At 71.7% G+C, this 17265-nt stretch carries 12 protein-coding genes; all 12 read left to right on the forward strand.

The genetic code is table 11. The annotated features are described in order from the left end of the window. The first annotated feature begins 1 nt into the window (after position 1). The 12 genes from ACIQAC_RS37430 (at position 2) to ACIQAC_RS37485 (ending at position 17216) form a co-directional block, all read left to right on the forward strand. A complete protein-coding gene (locus tag ACIQAC_RS37430) occupies positions 2–1219 on the forward strand; it encodes an ROK family protein (RefSeq protein WP_402199458.1) in 1218 nt (405 codons plus the stop codon). A 168-nt stretch (positions 1220–1387) separates the two neighbouring features. After that, the gene (locus ACIQAC_RS37435; protein ID WP_402199460.1) at positions 1388–2725 is read left to right on the forward strand and encodes an ABC transporter substrate-binding protein; all 1338 of its coding nucleotides are present in this window, start codon (positions 1388–1390) and stop codon (positions 2723–2725) included. Positions 2726–2731: 6 nt separating this feature from the next. Then, a complete protein-coding gene (locus tag ACIQAC_RS37440; protein WP_402199463.1) occupies positions 2732–3676 on the forward strand; it encodes a carbohydrate ABC transporter permease in 945 nt (314 codons plus the stop codon). Continuing rightward, on the forward strand, positions 3673–4566 hold the full coding sequence (locus ACIQAC_RS37445) for a carbohydrate ABC transporter permease (RefSeq protein ID WP_402199465.1): 894 nt from the start codon (positions 3673–3675) through the stop codon (positions 4564–4566). Before ACIQAC_RS37440 ends, ACIQAC_RS37445 begins: the two co-directional genes overlap by 4 nt. A gap of 89 nt (positions 4567–4655) precedes the next feature. Further along, complete coding sequence (locus ACIQAC_RS37450; protein WP_402199467.1) at positions 4656–5921, forward strand: 6-phospho-beta-glucosidase; 1266 nt, start codon at positions 4656–4658, stop codon at positions 5919–5921. After that, positions 5912–6880, forward strand: coding sequence for an N-acetylglucosamine kinase (locus ACIQAC_RS37455; protein WP_402199469.1), 969 nt, complete (start codon positions 5912–5914; stop codon positions 6878–6880). The genes ACIQAC_RS37450 and ACIQAC_RS37455 overlap by 10 nt, the downstream gene beginning before the upstream one ends. Positions 6881–7505: 625 nt before the next feature. Beyond that, on the forward strand, positions 7506–8960 hold the full coding sequence (locus tag ACIQAC_RS37460) for a hypothetical protein (RefSeq protein ID WP_402199472.1): 1455 nt from the start codon (positions 7506–7508) through the stop codon (positions 8958–8960). Between the two features lie 14 nt (positions 8961–8974). Further along, complete coding sequence (locus ACIQAC_RS37465) at positions 8975–9991, forward strand: glutamate ABC transporter substrate-binding protein (protein ID WP_402199473.1); 1017 nt, start codon at positions 8975–8977, stop codon at positions 9989–9991. Between the two features lie 95 nt (positions 9992–10086). Further along, entirely contained in the window at positions 10087–11409 is a 1323-nt protein-coding gene (locus ACIQAC_RS37470; RefSeq protein ID WP_402199475.1) for a hypothetical protein, read from the forward strand. Between the two features lie 10 nt (positions 11410–11419). Continuing rightward, a complete protein-coding gene (locus ACIQAC_RS37475; RefSeq protein ID WP_402199477.1) occupies positions 11420–14176 on the forward strand; it encodes a tetratricopeptide repeat protein in 2757 nt (918 codons plus the stop codon). A 3-nt stretch (positions 14177–14179) separates the two neighbouring features. After that, positions 14180–15682: a PP2C family serine/threonine-protein phosphatase gene (locus ACIQAC_RS37480; RefSeq protein WP_402199479.1), complete on the forward strand. Its 1503-nt coding sequence runs from the start codon at positions 14180–14182 to the stop codon at positions 15680–15682. Positions 15683–15869: 187 nt separating this feature from the next. Further along, positions 15870–17216: a VWA domain-containing protein gene (locus ACIQAC_RS37485; protein WP_402199480.1), complete on the forward strand. Its 1347-nt coding sequence runs from the start codon at positions 15870–15872 to the stop codon at positions 17214–17216. Positions 17217–17265 lie beyond the last annotated feature (49 nt).

Consider the following 17265-nt stretch of genomic DNA (forward strand, 5'->3'; position numbering starts at 1 on the left):
CATGGCAGGAACCGCCGGCACGCCGGGCACCCCCCGCGTTCTGCGGGCCATGAACGACCGGGCCGCACTGGACCTGCTGCTGGAGCACGGCCCGCTGTCCCGGACCCGCATCGGCAAGCTCACCGGACTGTCGAAGCCGACCGCCTCACAGCTCCTGGCCCGCCTGGAGGCCGCGGGACTCGTGCAGGTCACCGGCACCACCGAGGGCCGCCCGGGGCCCAACGCCCAGCTGTACGCGGTCGACCCGGCCGCCGCGTACGCCGCGGGACTGGACGTCACCCCCGGCCGTATCCGCGCCGCGGTCGCCGACATCACCGGCCGGACCGTCGGCGAGTTCGAACTGCCCACCCCCGGCAGACGCTCCACCCAGCCCGCCGTCCGCCAGGTCACCGACGCCCTGGACGGCGCCGTCAAGACGGCCGGACTGACCCGCGCGGACGTCCACCGCCTGGTCATCGGCACCCCCGGCGCCTTCGACCCCGGCACCGGGCGCCTGCGTTACGCCTCCCACCTGCCCGGGTGGCACTCCCCCACCCTGCTCGACGATCTCGCCGCCGCCCTGCCGATGCCGGTGGAGTACGAGAACGACGTCAATCTCGCCGCCGTCGCCGAACAGCGGCTCGGCGTGGCCCGCGGGCACGACGACTTCGTCCTGCTGTGGAGCCAGGACGGTCTCGGCGCCGCCCTGGTCCTCGGCGGCCGGCTGCACCGCGGCTGGACCGGCGGCGCCGGGGAGGTCGGGTTCCTCCCGGTCCCCGGGACCCCGCTCGTACGGCATGTCACCAAGGCCAACAGCGGCGGCTACCAGGAGCTGGCCGGCTCCCAGGCCGTCCCCGAGATCGCCCGCGAAATCGGCCTCACCGCCATCCCGTCGGGCTCCTACACGGAGGTCGCCGCCGCGCTCGTCGGACAGGCCGCCGCGGAGGATTCCGGGCTCGGGCGGCTGCTTCTGGAGACCTACGCGACCCGGCTCGCGACCGGTCTCGCCTCGCTGGTCTCCGTCCTCGACCCCGAACTCGTCGTCCTCAGCGGGTCCGCGCTCAGCTCCGGCGGTGAGGTGCTGCGTGGCCTGGTCCAGGCCGAACTGGAGGAACTGGCCCCGTCCCGGCCGCGGCTCGTGGTCGGGGACGTGACCGAACATCCCGTGTTGCGGGGGGCGCTGGAGAGTGCGCTGGCCGCCACGCGGGACGAGGTTTTCGACACGTTGTCGCTTCGCTAGAGAAGCCCACGAGGGAAACACCGGTAGTCATCACGCTGCGGGCCGGATGTGGCTGGTCGCGCCCACGCGGCGGAGCCGCAGATCGAGACAGCCCCGCGCCCCTTTCAGGGGCGTTCCGCCCCATCAATGGCCCATCCCCGCCCCGTCCTTGCCCAAGGAGAGCCTGATATGGCTGGAATATCCAGAAAAGTCGTTGTTGCCGTTGCCGCCACCGCCTCGCTCGCGTTGCTCACCAGCGCCTGTACCGGGTCCTCCGAGTCGGGGGCGTCCGACGATCCCAACGCGAAGACCACGATCACCTTCTGGCACGGGTGGAGTGCGCCCTCCGAGGTCGAGGCGGTCCAGGCCAACGTGGACCGGTTCGAGAAGGAGCACCCGAACATCAAGGTGAAGGTCGTCGGCAACATCAACGACGACAAGCTCAACCAGGCGCTGCGCGCGGGCGGTTCGAACGGCCCGGACGTGGTGTCGTCGTTCACCACGTCCAACGTCGGAAAGTTCTGCTCCTCGGGCGCCTTCCTCGACCTGAAGCCCTTCATCGAGAAGTCGAAGCTCGACCTCGAGAAGATCATCCCGAAGCCGATGCTGGACTACACCCAGTTCGAGGGCACCCGCTGCGCGCTGCCGCTGCTCGGTGACGCGTACGGCCTCTACTACAACAAGGACGCCTTCGAGGAGGCCGGGATCAAGGCCCCGCCGAAGACCTGGTCGGAGCTGGCCGAGGTCGCCAAGAAGCTGACGAAGAGCAAGGGCGACAGCTACGAGCAGCTCGGCTTCATGCCGAACTTCCACGGCTACGAGACGGTCGTCGAGCACTACATGTCCCAGTGGGACCGCACCTACTTCGATGCCGACGGCAAGTCGACCGTGGCCAAGGACCCGGCGTTCGCCGAGATGTTCACGTTCCAGAAGAAGCTGATCGACGACCTCGGCGGGTTCTCGAAGCTGGAGAAGTACCGCAGCACCTTCGGCGACGAGTGGGGCGCCAAGCACCCCTTCCAGACCGGCCAGGTGGCGATGCAGCTGGACGGCGAGTGGCGGCTGGGCATGGCCAAGGACGCTGGAGTGGACTTCGAGGTCGGCACCGCGCCGCTGCCGGTCGCGGACGACGAGGTCGACCAGTACGGCAAGGGCTTCCTGGCCGGCACGATCCTCGGCATCGCCCCGCAGAGCGACAAGCAGAACGCCGCGTGGGAGCTGGTGAAGTACATGACGACGGACACCGACGCCGTGGTCGCCTTCTCCAACGCGATCCGCAACGTGCCCTCCACGTTCGAGGCGCTGAAGTCGCCCGACCTGAAGCACGACCCGGAGTTCCAGACCTTCCTGGACATCGCCCAGCACCCGAAGTCGAACACCCCGCCGGCCTCCATCAACGGTGCGACGTACCAGACGACCTTGCAGGACTTCGGCTACCAGTACGAGTCGGGCAAGGTGAAGGATCTCAAGGCCGGTCTGGAGAAGACCGCCCGGCAGATCGACCGTGACATCGAGCAGGCGAAGTAGCGCTCCATGACCACGCACACTCTCCGCGCGAAGCGCCGCAACTCGGCGCTTCGGACGGTGGCGTTCCTGTCACCGTGGCTCATCGGGTTCAGCGTGTTCTTCGCGTACCCGCTGCTGTCCACCGTCTACTTCTCCTTCATGAAGTACGACGGCTTCGGGGTCCCGGAGTTCCGGGGCCTGGACAACTGGACGTACGTCTTCCAGGACTACCCGCTGTTCTGGCCGGCCCTGCGCAACACCCTGTGGCTGGTCGTGGTCATGGTCACCTGCCGGGTGATCTTCGGACTCGGCGTCGGCCTGCTCATCACGAAGATCAAGACCGGTGCGGGTGTCTTCCGGACGCTGTTCTACCTGCCGTATCTCGCGCCGCCGGTGGCCGCGACCCTGGCCTTCGTCTTCCTGCTCAACCCCGGCACCGGACCGGTCAACTCGGTGCTGGAGAACCTCGGTGTGCAGGCGCCCGGCTGGTTCACCGACCCCACCTGGTCGAAGCCGGCCCTGACGGCGCTCGCGCTGTGGGGCGTCGGCGACCTCATGGTCATCTTCATGGCCGCGCTGCTCGACGTGCCCAAGGAGCAGTACGAGGCGGCCGAGCTGGACGGGACGTCGGCATGGCAGCGGTTCCGGTACGTCACGCTTCCCAACATCTCGCCGATCGTGCTGTTCGCCGTCGTCACCGGCGTGATCCAGACGATGCAGTACTACACACAACCCCTGGTCGCGGGGAAGGTCGCCTCGGGCATCATCGGCGGCTCCGGCCAGCAGTTCGAACCGGGCTACCCGGAGAAGTCGACCCTGACCCTCCCCCAGCTCGTCTACAACCTCGGCTTCCAGCGCTTCGACTACGGCTCGGCCTGTGTGGTCGCGCTGGTGCTGTTCGCGCTGTCCATGGCGTTCACGGCCCTGCTGATGCGGCGCCGGGGCGGACTGATGCAGGCAGGTGAACGATGACCCAGCTACTGGAACGGCCCGTCCTCACGGACGACACCCCGTCCCCCGCCCGCCGTACCGCCCGCCGCCGGGCCATGCTGGAGTGGATCGCGATCCACTCGCTCGGCATCGCCGTCGCGCTGTTCTTCACCCTGCCGTTCGTCTTCGTGGTGCTGACCTCGCTGATGAGCGACCAGCAGGCGCTCACCCGCGACCTCGTGCCGGACACCTGGGAGTGGGCCAACTACCGCAAGGTGTTCGACACCCCCGGCTTCCTCACCTGGTGGCGCAACACACTGCTGTACGCGGGACTGGGCACGCTCCTCACGGTCGTCTCGTCGGTCCCGGTCGCCTACGCGCTCGCCAAGTTCCGCTTCCGCGGCCGGAATCTGACGATGATGCTGGTCATCTCGATGATGATGCTGCCGCCGCAGGTGATCATCATTCCGATGTATCTCTTCTGGGCGAAGCAGCTGGACCTGTCCGGCACGTTGTGGCCGCTGATCATCCCGATGGCCTTCGGCGACGCGTTCTCCATCTTCCTGCTGCGGCAGTTCCTCACCACCATCCCGGACGAGTACCTGGACGCGGCGCGTGTGGACGGCTGCGGCGAACTGCGCACCCTGCTCAGGGTCGTCCTGCCGATGGCCAAGCCGGGTATCGCCGCCGTCGCCCTGTTCCAGTTCTTCTACGCCTGGAACGACTACTTCGGGCCGCAGATCTACGCCTCGGAGAACCCCGGCGCCTGGACGCTCTCGTACGGCCTGGAGTCCTTCAAGGGCGCGCACCACACCGACTGGAACCTCACCATGGCCGCGACCGTGCTGGTCATGGCCCCCGTGATCCTCGTGTTCTTCTTCGCGCAGAAGGCGTTCGTCGAGGGCGTCACGCTCACCGGAGTGAAGGGTTGACGATTCATGCGCCATCTCCCCGGGGGACAGCCCCCGGACCCCAGGCCGATGATCGGCGTCCCCGGCCCCAGGAAGCGAGGGAATCTACTGTGAAGCTCACCGTGGTCGGCGGAGGTTCGACCTACACACCCGAACTCATCGACGGATTCGCGCGGTTGAGGGACACCCTGCCGGTGGAGGAACTGGTCCTGGTCGACCCGGCCGCCGACCGGCTGGAGCTGGTGGGAGCGCTCGCCCGGCGGATCTTCGCCAAGCAGGGCCACAGCGGGCGGATCGTCACGACCGCCGACCTGGACGCCGGCGTCGAGGGCGCCGACGCGGTCCTGCTCCAGCTGCGCGTCGGCGGCCAGGCCGCCCGCGAGCAGGACGAGACCTGGCCCCTGGAGTGCGGCTGCGTCGGCCAGGAGACCACCGGCGCGGGCGGCCTCGCCAAGGCGCTGCGTACGGTCCCGGTCGTCCTCGACATCGCCGAGCGGGTCCGCCGCGCCAACCCGGACGCCTGGATCATCGACTTCACCAACCCGGTCGGCATCGTCACCCGCGCACTGCTCCAGGCCGGGCACAAGGCGGTCGGCCTGTGCAACGTGGCGATCGGCTTCCAGCGCAAGTTCGCCGGCCTGCTGGGGGTGACCCCGGCGGACGTCCACCTGGACCACGTGGGCCTGAACCACCTCACCTGGGAGACGGCCGTACGGCTCGGCGGCCCGGAGGGCGAGAACGTCCTGCCGGCGCTGCTGGCGAACCACGGCGAGAACATCGCCGCCGACCTGCGGCTGCCCGGCTCGGTCCTGGACCGGCTCGGCGTCGTCCCCTCGTACTACCTGCGGTACTTCTACGCGCACGACGAGGTGGTCGAGGAGCTGCGCACCAAGCCGTCGCGCGCGGCCGAAGTGGCGGAGATGGAACGCCAGTTGCTCGACCTGTACGCCGATCCGGCGCTGGACGAGAAGCCCGAGCTGCTCGCGAAGCGCGGCGGTGCCTACTACTCGGAGGCGGCGGTCGACCTCGCGGCGGCGCTGCTCGGCGGCTCCGGCAGCCCGTACCAGGTGGTCAACGCCCGCAACAACGGCACGCTGCCCTTCCTGCCGGACGACGCGGTGATCGAGGTGCAGGCGGCGGTCGGTCCCAAGGGCGCGTCGCCGCTGGCGGTCCCGGCCGTGGACCCGCTGTACGCGGGGCTCATGGCACATGTGACGGCCTACGAGGACCTGGCGCTGTCGGCCGCCCTGCACGGTGGGCGCGAGCGGGTCTTCCGGGCGCTGCTCGCGCACCCGCTGATCGGTCAGTACGCGGCCGCGGACCAGCTCACCGACCTGCTGATCGCGCACAACCAGGAGCACCTCGCGTGGGCATGACGGCAGCGGTCCTCGCGGTCGACGCGGGGAACAGCAAGACCGACGTCGCGGTCGTGGCGGCCGACGGCGAGGTACTCGCCACGGCCCGCGGCCGCGGCTTCCGGCCACCCGCCGTGGGTGTGGAGACGGCGGTGAACACGCTGGCGGAGACCGTCGACCGGGCCCTCGCCATGGCCGGCGTCGCCTCCGTCGCGCATGTCTCGGCCTGTCTCGCCAACGCCGACTTCCCGGTGGAGGAGGAGCAGTTGTCGGCGGCGCTGCACGCGCGCGGGTGGGGTACGACCATCGAGGTCCGCAACGACACGTTCGCGATCCTGCGGGCCGGCGTCACCGAGCCGCGCGGTGTCGCCGTCGTCTGCGGCGCCGGGATCAACTGCGTCGGGATGCGGCCCGACGGCCGTACCGCCCGCTTCCCGGCCGTCGGCCGGATCTCCGGCGACTGGGGCGGGGGGTGGGGGCTCGCGGAGGACGCGCTGTACCACGCGGCCCGCGCGGAGGACGGGCGTGGTGGGCCGACCGCGCTGGCGCGCACGCTTCCCGCGTATTTCGGGCTGCCGTCGATGCACGCCCTGATCGAGGCGCTCCATCTGGAGCACATCGCGGTGCGGCGGCGGCACGAGCTGACGCCGGTGCTGTTCGCGACCGCGGCGGAGGGGGATCCCGTGGCGCGGTCGCTGGTCGACCGGCTCGCCGAGGAGATCGTCGCGATGGCGGTGGTGGCGCTGGGGCGGCTGGATCTTCTGGAGGAGGAGACGGCGGTGGTGCTGGGGGGCAGTGTGCTGGCCGCGCGGCATGCGCAACTGGACGCGGGGATACGGGACTTGCTGTCGGCGCAGGCTCCCAAGGCCGTGCCGGGGGTGGTGACGGCGAACCCGGTCCTCGGCGCGGCTCTCCTGGGCCTCGACGCGATCGCCGCGGGCCCGGCACCCCGGGAAAAGGTACGCGACCACTTCACGTAGGGGCTGAGCACGCCCCGCCGACCCCCTGAAAAAGCACCGGCCCGATGGTGCCCCGATCGCACGGTCCCCCGCGCCCCTGGAACCGTGCGGGCCCGGTGGGAGCTGATCGCGCAGTTCCCCGCGCCCCTCGAAACCGGGCGCGGCCTGTGCCGCCCGTTCTCCCCCAGCCGCGGGCTATACGTGCCGGATGTCGGGCGCGGGCCCGGTGGGGCCCGGTCGCGCAGTTCCCCGCGCCCCTGGAAACGTGCGGGCCCGGTGGGGGCTGATCGCGCAGTTCCCCGCGCCCCTGAAAGCGGGGCGTTGCCGCCCCTGCCCCTCCAGCCCAAGCCGCGGGCATGCGTGCCGCCTGGGGCGGCACGGGTGGGCGCGGGCGGCGCCCCGCCAACGCCGGGCTGCGTGACCCACCCCCGCCTCAGCCACCGCGCCGGGCCGCGCGACGACCCGCCTCAGCCGCCCTGTCCGGTGCACGTCGCCACCCCCGTCCCCTTGGGAACCGAACCGGTTCCGGGGGCGTATTCATGGGAAGGGGGGCTTTGAGAAATCAAGATCGTGCGAAGCCCGATGCGAATGTCGGCCCCGCCAGCGATACTTGCGGCGACGGATGACCATGGGGGAGGTCGAAGCAGTGACACAGACGCCGAAGAGCACCACCGCACCACCGGGCCCAAGCACCGGCACCGGCACCCCCACCATGCCCGCGATCCCACCGCAGCAGGGCCACCAGGCCACCCCGCCCGCCCCCACCCCCGCCCAGCCCCGCCGCACGGCGTTCGCCGAGGGCCTGGACCAGCTGCGCGCCGCCGCGACCACCGAGCCCGGCAGGCTCCGCATCATCGGCGCCGTACTCGCGCTTCTCGTCGTCGCGTTCGGCGCGGTCACCGCCTGGCAGACCACCGAGCGCTCGGCCGCCGCCGACGACGTGCTCCACACCAGCCAGCCCCTCAGCTCCGCCGCGGCCGACATCTACCGCTCGCTCGCGGACGCCAACACGGCGGCCTCCAGCGGCTTCCTGGCCGGCGGCCAGGAGACCAGAGCCTCCCGCGACCGGTACGAGAAGGACATCCGTACGGCCGCCGAGGGCCTGGTCCGCGCCGCCAACAGCTCGGACCCCGGCTCCGCGTCGGCGAAGACGATCGCCGAACTCAACCGGCTGCTCCCGGAGTACAAGGGCCTCATCGAGCGCGCCCGCGCCAACAACCGCCAGGGCTACCCGCTGGGCGGCGCCTATCTGCGGTACGCGAACGACAAGATGCAGACGCAGATGCTCCCGGCCGCGGAGGACCTGTACACGAAGGAGAACGAGCGGCTGCGCGGCGACTACGCGGACGCGACCCCGTACCCGTGGGTGGCCATCACGCTCGGCGTCCTCGCCCTCGGCGCCCTGGCCTGGGCCCAGCACCGCAACTACCGCCGTACCAACCGGGTCCTCAACCACGGCCTGGTCGCCGCGTCGGCGGCCACGGCGGTGGTGCTGCTGTGGCTGGTCGTCGGCCACACCGTGGCCCGCGCGGGGCTGAACGACTCCTACGACCACGGCGTCCGCTCGCTGAACGTGCTGCACGACGCCCGGATCGCCTCCCTGAAGGCCCGCGGCAACGAGAACCTCACCCTGGTCAACCGCGGCGCGGAGACCGTGGAGGTCAAACCGGGCGAGTTCCAGGACAAGTTCGACGTCGCCTTCAAGCAGTCCATGGAGGACCTCGCCAAGGGGCTGGCGGCCGCGGAGAACCTCGCCGACGACGAGTCGGGTGAGCAGCCTGTGACGGCGGCCACGGGGAACATGAAGGAGTGGCAGACGCGGCACGGCGAGGCCCGCGCCGCCGACGACTCCGGCGACTACCAGACCGCGCTGAACCGGATCATCGGCGCCAAGGCCGACAAGCCGACCGGCGAGTGCTTCGACAGCGTGGACCGCAATCTGGAGACGGCACTCGCGCATGAGCAGCAGGAGTTCAGGCAGGCCGCGGGCGACGGGCTCGACGCGATGACCGGGCTGTCGGTCGGCGCGGCGCTGCTGGCGGTCCTCGGCGGCGCCGGCGCGGTCCTCGGCATCGGCCGCAGGCTTTCGGAGTACCGGTGAAAGGGGGCGTGACGATGCATCTACGACGGTTGCGGGCCAGTCTGCGGGGCTGGGGCGGCGTAGGCGCCATGGCGGTCGTCTGCACCCTGGCCGCGCTGTTCACGCTGCTGCTGCCGCTGGCCGGTCCGGGCGGCGACGGCAGCACCGGTCTGGGCGGGCCGGGTTCCGCCGACGCCTCGCGGGTGAAGGCGGAGGACTGCGAGAACCCGCAGAACCAGAGCCTGCCGCCGTCCACCGCCGACGGCGCCTCGGTCCGGGCGATCAAGGAGCGCGGCTATCTCCAGGTCGGCGTCGACCAGAACAGCTACCGCTGGGGCTACCGCGACCCCAACAGCCAGGCGGAGAACGTGCAGTTGGAGGGCTTCGACATCGACCTCGCGCGGCGGATCGCGCAGGATCTGCTCGGCTCCCCCGACAAGATCCGCTTCAAGGCGATCCCCACCAACCAGCGGGTGCCCGCGATCGAGAGCGGCCGCGTCGACATGGTCGTCCGTACGATGACGATCAGCTGCTCGCGGCTGGAGGACGTCTCGTTCTCCGCGCCGTACTTCCTGACCGGCCAGCAGGTGCTGGCGCCGGCCACCTCTCCGGTCACCGGCTACGACGACAGTCTCGACGGGCAGCGGATCTGCTCGGCGACCGGCTCGACGGCGTACGAGAAGCTGGACGCGGACCGCAAGGCCGGTGAGCTCGCGAAGGACGTCGACATCTCGACGACCGTGCCCAACCAGCTCGACTGCCTGGTGCGGCTCCAACTCGGCGAGGTGGACGCGGTGGTGACCGACGGCGCGCTCGCCGCGAGTCAGGCCGCGCAGGACCCGACGGTGGAGCTGAAGGGCGAGCGCTTCACGACCGAGTACTACGGCGTGGCGATGAAGAAGGGCGCACAGGATCTGGTACGCCGGGTCAACCGGATACTGGAGGACTACCGGGACGACGGTGGTTGGCGGACGTCGTACGACAAGTGGCTGTCGGCGACGATGGGTACGGACTCGGAGTCGGCGACACCGCCCGAGCCCGAGTACGCGTGAACGGCACCACGGCACAACGGCAGAAGACGGACACACCACGGACCGACGGACGAACCACACGACGCGACAGCACCGACAGCAGCGAGAGGTGATCGATGGGCAGCGCGGGACCCACCGGGCCGGTTATGGACCGGGACGAGGTGGACCGTGCGCTGGCGCGGCTCGGTGCGGAGCACGAGGCGATCGAGACGTCGCTGCTCGCCCTTCAGGACCACGCGGGCCGCAGGCTCCTCGAAGGCGCCCGGCTGACCGGTGTCACCGAGGAGCGCTGGGGCACGGCGGAGGCGTCGATCACCCTGCTGTGGGCGTACTTCGACGCGTACGCGGGCGCGTTGCGCTCCGCGCGTGAGATCCGCGCCCGGCGCCGCTGGTCCGCGCGCGAGGACCTGGTCGAGCTGACCGAGCTGCTGCGCGGCGAGTCCGTCACGGTCGCCGGCAGCCACACCGCCATGGCCAACGCGCCGACCCTGTCCGGCACGGGCCGGCTCAGCCAGAGCTTCTCGCTGTCGACGCTGGTCGACCGGATGAACGAGCTCTACGCGAGCTCCCTCGACATGGTGGTCGCGGCCGACGCGGTCTGGTCGGCGCTGCCCGCGCGGATCGATCTGCTCGCCGCCGAGTTGCAGCGCACCCGCAAGCTCGCGCACTCGGTCGGTGTCCGTCCCGGCGAGCATCCGGCGGGCGACGACCTGGAGCGGATCACCCGCACGCTGACGTCCCTGCGTGAGCAGGTGATCTCCGATCCGCTGGCGTACTGGCTGCCCGCGGAGGGCAGTTCGGCGCCCGGCGGCGGCCGCCCGGACACCGCGGTCTACGACCGGGAGGCGCGCGCCCTCGACGAGGTGCGGCGCGAGATCGACGCGGTGCTCGGGGTGCGGCAGGACGCCGAGCAGCGGCTGATCAGGCTGCGGGACGTGCTCAGCCGCGCGGACCGCACCCTCGCCGAGGCCCGTAACGCGCGCGGTGAGGTCCTCGCGAAGATCGCCGCGACGGAGGTGCCGGTCGTCAGCGGCCCGCCGACCGCGCTCCAGGAGCAGTTGACGACGGCCGCGGAGTACCGCAGGCACGCCCAGTGGCACCGGCTGTCGCCGCTGCTCGAATCACTGGAGCAGAAGGCGGAGGACGAACTGCTGCGCGCCCGCGAGTCGTTGACGGCGGTCACCGCGCCGCTGGCGGTCCGCGCGGAGCTGCGCGGCCGGCTCGACGCATACCGGGCGAAGGTGACCCGGCACGGCCTGGCGGAGGACCCGTTCCTCGTGGAGCGGTACGACGCGGCCCGCCGGATGCTGTGGAGCGCGCCCTGCGATCTGCGGGTCGCGGAAGAGGCCGTGCTGCGCTACCAGTACGCGGCCGCGGAGCTGCTCGGCGGCGGGCCCCAGGTGCCCGGCCAGGGCGGGCCTCAGGACCGTAGGGGGTAGGGGGATCGTCATGAGTCAGGCACAGGGGAGTTGTCAGCGGCCCGGCTGCGACGGGTCGTACGAGGACATGGGCGGCGGCGAGCTGTACTGCGACACGTGCGGTCTGGCGCCGGTGGTGTCGCCTGGGGGTATCCCCTCCGGGGAAGGCATGGTCGGTTCGCCGCCCACCGGGATCACCGGTGGTGGCAGGGGGTCGGCGGCGAGCGCGAGTTCCCGCGCGAGCTCGCGCGCCAGTTCCCGTACGTCGTCGCAGTCGGCGAAGTCGCGGCGCTCGGTGTCGGGCCGGCTCTCGCGGGCGCTGTCCGGCAGTTCGACGGGCCGCTCGGTGTCGGTGCGCAGCTCCGGCGCCTCCGCGGGCACGTCGACACGGGGCCGGCTCGGCGTCGGTCTGGTGGAGGTGCCGGCGATCCCGCGTCCGGACCCGCGCGCGATGGTGCTGGACAACCCGGAGGTTCCCGAGCGCAAGCGGTTCTGCTCGCGTTCGGACTGCGGGGCGCCGGTGGGGCGTTCGCGCGGCGAGACACGCGGCCGCACCGAGGGGTTCTGCACCAAGTGCGGGCATCCGTACTCATTCGTCCCGAAGCTGAAGACGGGCGACGTGGTGCACGGCCAGTACGAGGTGGTGGGCTGTCTCGCGCACGGCGGGCTCGGCTGGATCTATCTCGCCGTGGACCGCGCGGTCTCCGACCGTTGGGTGGTCCTCAAGGGCCTGCTCGACACCGGTGACCAGGACGCGATGGAGGCCGCGATCTCCGAGCGGCGCTTCCTGGCGGAGATCGAGCACGGCAACATCGTGCGGATCTACAACTTCGTGGAGCACCTCGACCAGCGCACGGGCTCGCTGGACGGGTACATCGTCATGGAGTACGTCGGCGGCAAGTCCCTCAAGGAGATCGCCAACGACCGCCGTACGCCGGAGGGCCGGCGCGATCCGCTGCCGGTGGAGCAGGCGTGCGCGTACGGCATCGAGGCGCTGGAGGCGCTCGGCCATCTGCACAGCCGCAACCTGCTGTACTGCGACTTCAAGGTCGACAACGCCATCCAGTCCGAGGACCAGCTCAAGCTGATCGACATGGGCGCCGTGCGCCGGATGGACGACGACGAGTCCGCGATCTACGGCACGGTCGGGTACCAGTCGCCGGAGGTCGCCGAGACCGGTCCTTCGGTGGCGTCCGACCTCTACACGGTGGGCCGTACGCTCGCCGTGCTGACCTTCGACTTCCAGGGCTACACCAGTGTGTTCGTGGACTCGCTGCCCGACCCGGACAACATCGAGGTGTTCCGGCAGTACGAGTCCTTCTACCGCCTGCTGGTCCGCGCCACCGACCCCGACCCGGTCCGCCGGTTCGCCTCCGCACAGGAGATGGCGGAGCAGCTCACGGGCGTGCTGCGCGAGGTCGTGTCCCTCCAGACCGGCCGGGCCCGCCCGGCCCTGTCGACCCTGTTCGGCCCCGAACTGCGGGTGACGGACACGGAGTTGTTCCCCCAACTGGACGGAGAGGTGTCGCTGCTGGGGGCACGGGCGATCGTGCGGGGGGCGAAGGCCGGGGCGAGGTCCGGGCCGGGGTCTGCCGCGTTGCCGGCCGGTACGGGGGCCGGCGCGCCGGCGGCCGCGGGTACGGGGGGCGGCGCGCTGCCCGCCGGTGGCACGCCCGGCGTACTGCCCGCCAGTGGTGGACCCGGCGTACTGCCCGCCGGTGGTGGACCCGGCGCGTTGCCGGCCGTTGCCGGAGTGGGCGCGTTGCCGGTGAGCAATGGTCCCGGCGGACCCACCGGTCCCGGCGCTCCCGGCCCGGCAGGTGCCTCCCCCACCCCCCGGCTCGTCAGAGGCGTCGACACCGCCGCCGCGGCCATCGCGCTGCCCGTTCCGCACGTCGACCCCGCGGACCCGAACGCCGGCTTCCTGGCCGGTCTGATGGCGTCCGCGACCGGCGAGCTGATCACCGCGCTGAAGGCGGCGCCCGCGCCGTCCACCGAGACCCGGCTGCGGCAGATCCGCGCCTGGCTGGAGAACGGCGAGTCGGCCCCGGCCATGGAGGCCCTGGACCGGCTGGAGGACGAGCGGCCCGACGACTGGCGTGTGGTCTGGTACCGGGGTGTGGCCGCGCTGGTCACCGGCGACTTCGAGGGGGCCGCGCTGGCCTTCGACGCGATCTACGACGCCTTCCCCGGCGAGATGGCGCCGAAGCTGGCGCTCGGCCTGTGCGCGGAGGTGCTGGGCCAGCTCGACAACGCCGCCGAGTACTACCGGCTGGTGTGGACGACCGACCCGAGCTTCGTGTCCGCGGCCTTCGGGCTGGCGCGCGTCCAGCTCGCGACCGGCGACCGGGCGGGTGCCGTACGCACGCTCGAATCGGTGCCGGAGTCGTCGATCCACTACACGGGCGCGCGGGTGGCGGCCGTGCGGGCGCGGCTGCGGCACCGGGTCGCGACCACCTCCGACGTGGCGTTCCTCGACGACCTGGGGGCCTCCGCGGGCCAGGTCGAGGCGTTGAACGCGTACGGTCTTGACCCGACCCGGCGCGAGCAGTTGGCGACCGAGGTGCTCGGCAGTGCCCTGGACTGGATACTCTCCGGTGGCCAGGGTTCCGTCCCCCCTCCAGCCGCCGGAGGACGGACGCTGCTCGGCAGCGGCCTGGACGAGCGGGGTCTGCGCTTCGGCCTGGAGCGTGCCTACCGCACTCTGGCCCGCCTGGCGCCGGGCGGCGAGGAGAGGATCGACCTGGTGGAACGAGCCAACCGTTACCGCCCCCGGACGTGGGTGTAGTTGATGTCGCAGATGCCCCAGCAGGCCGCTGTGTCGAATTGCCCGAGCTGCGCGGAACCGCTCGAATCGGGCGACCGCTTCTGCGGTGCGTGCGGTTACGACCTGTCCGCGGTGCCGCGGCGGCCGGACGAGAGCCCGACGCTGCCGTTGAACGGCGTGGCGGCGTATCCGCCCGCCGGCGGCTGGCCGGCCGCGACGGACGCCTCCGGCAGCCAGTCGGCCCATCTCCCGACCGACCTCCCAGGCACCGACTCGGGCGGCTCCCCCCTCCACGAGCCCCCTCACCCACCGCCTCCGGCCCACCAGGGCCCGCCCCCGCCGCCGCCCCTGGGCGCCACGGCCCCGCGGGGAGCCACGCCTCCTCCGCCCGCGGGCGCCCCGGCCCACCAGGCACCGCCGCCCCCGCCCCCCGCTCCGACCATGGGTGGCGCCTTCCCCCAGCAGGCTTCGCCGGCTCACCCCGCCCCGTCCGCCGCCCCCGGCGATCCCGTCGCCGAGGTCCGGTTCGATCGGCGGGGGGAAGGGCCGGACGAGTATCCGTTGCAGGCGCCGGATCCGCGGGTGGCCGAGCAGCACGCGCAGGCCGAGGGGGCCTCGCTCTGCGTGGCCTGCCGCGCGGGCCGGGTCGACGACGACGGCTACTGCGAGAACTGCGGGCACGCGCAGCCGCGTGAACGCGACCACATGGAGCAGGAGCTGGGCCCGGTGGCCGCCGTCAGCGACCGCGGGCTGCGCCACCACCGCAACGAGGACGCGTTCGCGGTGGCGTGCACCGCGCTGTCCGACGGTTCGCCCGCCGTCCTGGCGATCGTCTGCGACGGTGTGTCCTCCGCGACCCGCCCGGACGACGCCTCGCTGGCGGCCTCCCGCGCGGCCAGCGAGGCCCTGCTCGCGGCGCTGCCCACGGGCACCCACCCGCAGCAGGCCATGCACGACGCGATCGTCGCCGCCTCCCGCGCGGTCAACTCGCTCGCCAACGAGCCCGCGACGGCCCGCGAACACGCCCCGCACCAGAACGCCCCGGCCTGCACCCTGGTCGGCGCCGTCGTCACCGCCGGACTGCTCGTGGTCGGCTGGGTCGGCGACAGCCGCGCCTACTGGGTGCCGGTCGACCGCACCTCGCCGCCCGCCCGCCTCACCGAGGACGACTCGTGGGCGGCCCAGATGGTGGCGGCGGGCCTGATGAACGAGGCGGAGGCCTACGCCGACGAGCGCGCCCACGCGATCACCGGCTGGCTCGGCGCCGACGCCTACGAACTGGAGCCGCACACCGCGTCCTTCAAGCCCGACCGGCCCGGTGTGGTGGTGGTGTGCACCGACGGCCTGTGGAACTACGCGGAGGCGGCCGACGAGATGGCCCGTGCCGTGCCCGCGGACGCCGCCGTGCGCCCGCTGCACAGCGCCCGGGTCCTGGTCGGTCACGCCCTGGACGGCGGGGGCCACGACAACGTAACAGTGGCCGTCCTGCCGTTCCCGGTCCCGCCGCAGGGGGCAGGATCGGCCTGAGACCGCGGCGGTACGGGGAAGCACCGCGGGTCTCGACCGGCCCACACCGATCACACGGATCAGACGGATCACACGGATCACAGGGGCCACAAGAGCCGCTTCGACAAGAACGTCAGCGGACCGGAGGGGACCGGTCCGCCACCGGCGTCGCCCCGTCTGGGGGCGTTCAAGGGGGATTTGAACAGGGATGGCCAATTTCTCGAAGTCCAGCGTGCCGCAGTTCTCGATGGACGTGTACCAGAACGAGTACCTGCCGGAGGGCGGCCGCGAGGTCAACGCGATCGTCACGGTGACCTCGACCGGCGGCGGCACCGTCGGCAGCGCGGTCTCGGCACCGCACCTCTTCACACCGGGGCAGGGCCCGTCCGCGGCCGTGGCCCTCATGGTCGACTGCTCGGGTTCGATGGACTACCCGCCGACCAAGATGCGCAACGCCCGGGACGCGACGGCCGCCGCGATCGACACCCTGCGCGACGGGGTGCACTTCGCGGTGATCGGCGGCACCCATGTCGCCAAGGAGGTCTACCCGGGCAACGGGCGCCTCGCCGTCGCCGACGCGAGCACCCGCGAGCAGGCCAAGCAGGCGCTGCGCCGGCTGAGCGCGGGCGGCGGCACGGCGATCGGCACCTGGCTGCGCCTGGCCGACCGGCTGCTGTCTTCGGCGGACGTGTCGATCCGGCACGGCATCCTGCTCACCGACGGCCGCAACGAGCACGAGTCGCCCGAGGACCTGAAGGCCACGCTGGAGGCGTGTGCCGGACGGTTCACGTGTGACGCGCGGGGCGTGGGCACGGACTGGGAAGTGAAAGAAGTCACAGGGATCGCCTCGGCCCTGCTCGGCACCGCCGACATCGTCGCCGACCCGGCCGGTCTCGCCGCCGACTTCACGCAGATGATGGAGACGGCGATGGGCAAGGAGGTCGCCGACGTCGCCCTGCGGCTGTGGACGCCGGTCGGCACCACGGTCAAGTTCGTGAAGCAGGTCGCGCCGACGGTCGAGGACCTCACCGCGCGCCGCACGGAGGCGGGCCCGCGTGCGGGCGACTACCCGACCGGTTCCTGGGGCGACGAGTCCCGCGACTACCACGTGTGTGTCGAGGTCCCGGTCGCCGGCATCGGCCAGGAGATGCTCGCCGCCCGCGCCTCGCTGGTGATACCTCAAGGCGACGGCTCGGTGCAGAACCTGGGCGCCCAGGGGCTCGTACGGGCGGTGTGGACCGACGACATGACGGCGTCCACGTCGATCAACCCGCAGGTCGCCCACTACACGGGTCAGGCAGAACTGGCACAAGTCATCCAGCAGGGGCTTGATTTGCGCAAATCCGGCGATTTCGACGGAGCAACGGCCAAACTGGGACGTGCCGTTCAGCTCGCGAGCGTCTCGGGCAACGCGGATACGGCGAAACTCCTTGCGAAGGTGGTGGACGTCGTGGACGCCACGACGGGTACTGTGCGACTGAAGGCGAAGGTCGCGGACGCCGACGAGATGACTCTCGAAACCCGGTCCACAAAGACTGTTCGTGTAAAGAAGTAGCAGCGGAGGTCCGGGACGACGAGGTCCCGGACCACAGCGAGCCCGACCC

The organism is Streptomyces sp. NPDC088387 (assembly GCF_044753385.1).
Lineage (GTDB): Bacteria > Actinomycetota > Actinomycetes > Streptomycetales > Streptomycetaceae > Streptomyces.

Excerpts from the sequence above, each read along its gene's own strand:
- ACIQAC_RS37430 (WP_402199458.1), top strand. The coding sequence starts at position 2 with ATGGCAGGAACCGCCGGCACGCCGGGCACCCCCCGCGTTCTGCGGGCC.
- ACIQAC_RS37435 (WP_402199460.1), top strand. The coding sequence starts at position 1,388 with ATGGCTGGAATATCCAGAAAAGTCGTTGTTGCCGTTGCCGCCACCGCC.
- ACIQAC_RS37440 (WP_402199463.1), top strand. The coding sequence starts at position 2,732 with ATGACCACGCACACTCTCCGCGCGAAGCGCCGCAACTCGGCGCTTCGG.
- ACIQAC_RS37445 (WP_402199465.1), top strand. The coding sequence starts at position 3,673 with ATGACCCAGCTACTGGAACGGCCCGTCCTCACGGACGACACCCCGTCC.
- ACIQAC_RS37465 (WP_402199473.1), top strand. The coding sequence starts at position 8,975 with ATGCATCTACGACGGTTGCGGGCCAGTCTGCGGGGCTGGGGCGGCGTA.
- ACIQAC_RS37470 (WP_402199475.1), top strand. The coding sequence starts at position 10,087 with ATGGGCAGCGCGGGACCCACCGGGCCGGTTATGGACCGGGACGAGGTG.
- ACIQAC_RS37475 (WP_402199477.1), top strand. The coding sequence starts at position 11,420 with ATGAGTCAGGCACAGGGGAGTTGTCAGCGGCCCGGCTGCGACGGGTCG.
- ACIQAC_RS37480 (WP_402199479.1), top strand. The coding sequence starts at position 14,180 with ATGTCGCAGATGCCCCAGCAGGCCGCTGTGTCGAATTGCCCGAGCTGC.
- ACIQAC_RS37485 (WP_402199480.1), top strand. The coding sequence starts at position 15,870 with ATGGCCAATTTCTCGAAGTCCAGCGTGCCGCAGTTCTCGATGGACGTG.